Annotated in this window: 2 protein-coding genes and 2 pseudogenes; 1 reads left to right on the top strand and 3 read right to left on the bottom strand. The window is 59.0% G+C overall.

Features of this window, described 5'->3' with window-relative positions; translation table 11 throughout:
* A pseudogene (locus tag VMU57_RS21875) lies at positions 1-157 on the bottom strand (histidine kinase); the annotation flags it as partial.
* Between the two features lie 17 nt (positions 158-174).
* Here VMU57_RS21875 and VMU57_RS21870 point away from each other — a divergent pair.
* On the top strand, positions 175-1620 hold the full coding sequence (locus VMU57_RS21870) for a sensor histidine kinase (RefSeq protein WP_325387315.1): 1446 nt from the start codon (positions 175-177) through the stop codon (positions 1618-1620).
* A gap of 42 nt (positions 1621-1662) precedes the next feature.
* Here the strand turns inward: VMU57_RS21870 and VMU57_RS21865 are convergent, their stop codons facing one another.
* Positions 1663-2835: a glycosyltransferase gene (locus VMU57_RS21865; RefSeq protein ID WP_325387313.1), complete on the bottom strand. Its 1173-nt coding sequence runs from the start codon at positions 2833-2835 to the stop codon at positions 1663-1665.
* Positions 2832-3482, bottom strand: a pseudogene (locus VMU57_RS21860) (MFS transporter); the annotation flags it as partial. The pseudogene VMU57_RS21860 and the gene VMU57_RS21865, both read right to left, overlap by 4 nt.

Here is a 3482-nt window from a genome sequence, read left to right as displayed (position 1 = left end):
CCTCGCCGCGGCTGCGACGGCGGATGCCTTCGCCGAGCATGGCAAATGTCTTGCCGACGCCCGGTGCATACCCGAGAAATACCTTCAGCCGGCCGCGTTGCTTTTCAGCCTCGGCGGCCCATAACCACTCTTCCGGCGATTTTCTGATTTCATCCACGCCGTACAATACTCCCCATGAACTCCCGCCGCATCGTTGCGATCATTCGTTGGATACTATCGTTTAGTTCTCTTGCAGGGATTGTACTAGTCTATCGCATCTGGGTTCATACCAATCCCGCCACCGTCGCGTTAACGCTGCTGCTCCTGATCCTGCTGCTGGCGGCAGAGTGGGGGTTGCGCTATGCCGTCGTACTTTCCCTGGCGGCCACCGCCTGTTACAACTTTTTCTTTCTTCCGCCTCTCGGCACGTTCACGATTGCTGACCCACAGAACTGGTTGGCCCTGTTTGCATTCCTGGCGACCGCGATTGTGGCGAGCCGTCTATCGCAACGAGCCCGCAACCAGACAGAGGAAGCCCGCTCCCGCCAGCACGAGCTGGAAGTGCTGTTCCACCTCAGCCGTGAGCTACTGCAGACGGAGACCCTTTCGGGAGTAGTGTCCTCGATCCCTTCAGCCGTAGCGGCCGCAATCGGTGCGCGGGCGGGGCTTCTGTACCTTTTGGATGGTGACCGGTGTTATCGTGCCGGGGCCGAGAATATCTCGGAGATAGAAGTTCCACATCTGCGAAACCTCGCAGAAACACTCTCGGGAGTCCATCAGGACGGCGAGGATATCTATGTGCCTTTGCGCACAGGAATACGGCCCAGAGGCTTGCTTCGATTACGCGGAGCCGTACTTTCGGTGAATACGTCGGAAGCCATGGGCGGCCTGGTATGCATGTCCATGGACCGCGCACAGGCTTTGGAAAACGTAGCACGAGGCGAAGCCGCGAAAGAGAGTGAGCGCCTGCGCACACTGATGATCGACTCCATCACGCATGAATTGCGCACACCGTTGACCTCGATCAAAGGCGCCGTCACCGCATTATTGAGCGGAAATGTTGAGCAGGAGAGCAGCCACGAATTGCTCACCATCATCGACGAAGAGAGTGATCGCCTTAATAGGCTTGTGTCGGAGGCAGTGGAGATGGCCCAACTCGACGCCCAGCAGATTCAGATGCATTTTGCACCGGAAAATGTACTCTCTGTGATTGAGGAAGCGGTCAAGGCGTGCTCCTGGGTGGAAGAGCAACACACCGTGATAATCAATGTACCTTCAACCTTGCAAATGAAGGCGGACGCCGGTTTTTTCAAAAAGGTGATCTCTAACCTACTCGAAAATGCGGCCAAGTATTCCGGGCCCGATACTCCCATCACGATCTCAGCGGAATTGCGCACAGACTCGGTCGTTGTGAGCATAGCCGATCGGGGGATTGGGATCGATCAGTCCGAGCAGGCCCTCATCTTCGAGCGCTTTTATCGCTCCAGATCACATGGCGAAGGAATGCCGGGGACTGGAATGGGACTTCCTATCAGCCGCTCGATCGTGGAAGCACACGGCGGCCACATGGATATAACCAGTCAGCCTGGCCAAGGCTCGGTATTCAGCTTCACGGTTCCTGCGATTGCCAGCAGCTTCTAATCCACGCAGCGCAATGCTCAGCGTGACAAGTTCGGCAGATTGCTAACTAACGAACGTTTTCTTTTGGCGAAGTTCGGCAAGGGGATAAAACGTGCCTCGCCATGTAACTCCGCCCTGCGCAAGCGTGATGAACATGGAACGCAGCAGGCTGTAGATAAAGAGCATCGCGCTGATCGGAAAAAGGACAACGTACCACGCGGAGATTCCGCTGAGCCGGCCGGCCAGACGGTAGAGCAGGGCGATTGCCGCGAGAGTGACAATCGCCGGAATGCGCGTCTGAGGCCATGCCAAAAATGCGATGGGCGCAAGGTAGAAGAGAGCCAGCCATCCACAGGCCATCAACAAAAATGAGACGTGAAAACGGAAGACGGCGAAGAGATTTTTCGTCATCACGCCGACAACACCCATGGCTCCTGCTGCCCAGTGCACCTTGACGAGTCCGGGCGCGATGGCGACGCGCTGGCGAAGCTCCATCAGCTTAACCTGACGGGCGAGAGTCAGGTCTTCCAGTATCTCCATGTGGAAAGCCTCGAAGCCACCAAGCTGCTGATAGACGGAGGAGCGAAGCAAGCAGAAGGCGCCGATGCCTACGAAGTCGCGCTTGGCACGCGGGTTATCGGCCCGCCACGGTCGCGTGGCCCAGAGGCCGAGCACCTGGAGGAAGCCGAGCAGCATGCCTTCGCCGTGAGTCTTAACGGTCGGTGTGGGCAGCGTGACGAAGTGGTCGGCATTGGTGGCGACAGCTTGCGCGAGGCAGCGGCGAAGAGCGTCGGGGCGGAAGAGAATATCGGCGTCGGTGAAGAGCAGATAGTCGGATGTCGCATGGCGTGCGGCGAAGGCCATGGCGTGCGGCTTGCCCAACCAATTCGGTGGGAGTGCGGTAATGTGCAGGACGTAGAGCTTGTCTGGGTGTTCGGCGGCGAGCGCTTCCATGATCGCTCCGGTCTGATCGGTGGAGCGGTCGTCGACGGCGATGATCTGGAGGTTAGCGTAGTCCTGTCGCAGCAGCGATTGCAGGCAGGCCGCGACGTCGGCCGCTTCGTTGCGCGCTGGGACGATGACAGTGAGAGATGGACTGCCCTCGGGAGCTACGTCATACTGGGGCGATGTGATATCGGGAATGCCGGGAAGGCCGCGCGCGGCGGTGATGGTCTTCCATATCCAGAAGAGAGCGACCAGCCACGCAACGTACGGGAAGATGTGGGCACTGTTCATGCTGCGGTTTGCATTTCGGACGAGTGAAGCTCGGGAGCGTATCTCGATCCGACGAAGAAGATGATGGCTGCGAGGACAAGGGTGACGAGCGTGGCTCCGAGGCCGGTGTTGAGGTTGCTGCGGTCGCTGATGCTGCCGATGATGCGCGGTGAGATGGCGTCACCAAGCGCGTGGATGATGAAGAGCTGTCCGGCGAGCGCGGTGGCACGAATCTCGGGGCGAACTGCGTTGACCGTCGCCGCGTTGACTGGACCGGTGCCCAGGAAGATCAGGAAGATCGCAACAGCGAGCGCGGGCAGCGTAAATGCCTTGGGGCCGAAGAAGCAGACCAGTGCGGGAGGAACGGCGAGCAGCGCGCTCCATGCGGGAACGAGGTAGAGCGCCTTGGAATTTTTATACGACCACTTCTGCGCGATGGTACCGCCGACGATGGTTCCTCCAAGGCCGGTGACGACGGTGATGGCTCCCATAAGAAATGCTGCGGAGGACTCGCTGCGGCCGTCGACGCGCTGCAGGAATGAAGGCATCCACCATGAGATGCCGCCGAGCGAGAAGGTTACCGCGGCGTAGCCGAGGATGGAGGCGAGATACGCCTTGTTCTTGAGCAAGGTAAGAACGGTGTCCTTTTTCAGCTTGGCCTTGTCGTG

It is taken from the genome of Edaphobacter sp., from assembly GCF_035532915.1.
Classification (GTDB): domain Bacteria; phylum Acidobacteriota; class Terriglobia; order Terriglobales; family Acidobacteriaceae; genus Edaphobacter.
This window is presented reverse-complemented; position numbering and strand designations above follow the sequence as displayed.